This is a genomic window from Streptomyces sp. RP5T, assembly GCF_003933965.1.
Lineage (GTDB): Bacteria > Actinomycetota > Actinomycetes > Streptomycetales > Streptomycetaceae > Streptomyces.
This window is the reverse complement of sequence record NZ_RSAJ01001207.1, coordinates 1-779: the sequence shown is the minus strand read 5'-3', so window position 1 is coordinate 779 and position 779 is coordinate 1. Positions and strand designations below refer to the sequence as shown.

The following is a 779-nucleotide window of genomic DNA, read 5'->3' as shown; positions in this document are numbered from 1 at the left end:
GTCGAGGGGCCGGACGGGTTGATCGCCCGTACGCCCGAGGAGCACCGGGAGCGGGGCATCGATCTGCGCATGCGAACCGAGGTCACCGGGATCGACGTGGACGGACGGCGGGTACGCGCGCGTGACCTCGATTCGGGGGCCGAGTCCTGGACGTCGTACGACAAGCTCGTGATCGCGACCGGCGCCCGGCCGATCCGCCCGGACATGCCGGGTGTCGACGCCGCCGGGGTGCACGGGGTGCAGACCCTCGACGACGGCCGGGCGCTCATCGACACGCTGGCACACACGCGTGGCCGCCGCGCGGTGGTCGTGGGCGCCGGGTACATCGGCGTGGAGATGGCCGAGGCCCTGATCAACCGCGGCTTCGAGGTGACGGTCGTCAACCGCGGCAGTGAGCCCATGTCGACGCTCGACCCGGACATGGGCCGCCTGGTGCACGAGGCGATGGAGGGCCTGGGCATCACCATGGTCAACGACGCCGCGGTGACCAAGGTGCTCACGGACGGGGACGGCCGGGTGCGCGCGGTGGCCACCGAGGAGGCGGAGTACCCGGCGGACGTGGTGGTGCTCGGCATCGGCGTGCGCCCGGAGACGACGCTCGCGAAGGCGGCCGGTCTGCCCCTGGGCGCCCACGGCGGCCTGCTGACGGACCTGGCGATGCGGGTGCGCGGGCACGAGAACATCTGGGCGGGCGGGGACTGCGTGGAGGTCCTGGACCTGGTGTCCGGGCAGGAGCGGCACATCGCGCTCGGCACGCACGCCAACAAGCACGGCCAGGT

Annotated in this window: 1 protein-coding gene; it reads left to right on the top strand. The window is 73.0% G+C overall.

Annotation, left to right across the window (positions count from 1 at the left end; genetic code table 11):
- Nucleotides 1-779 (top strand): FAD/NAD(P)-binding oxidoreductase (locus tag EHS43_RS45435; protein WP_185806693.1); only part of this gene is annotated, 779 nt, incomplete at both ends.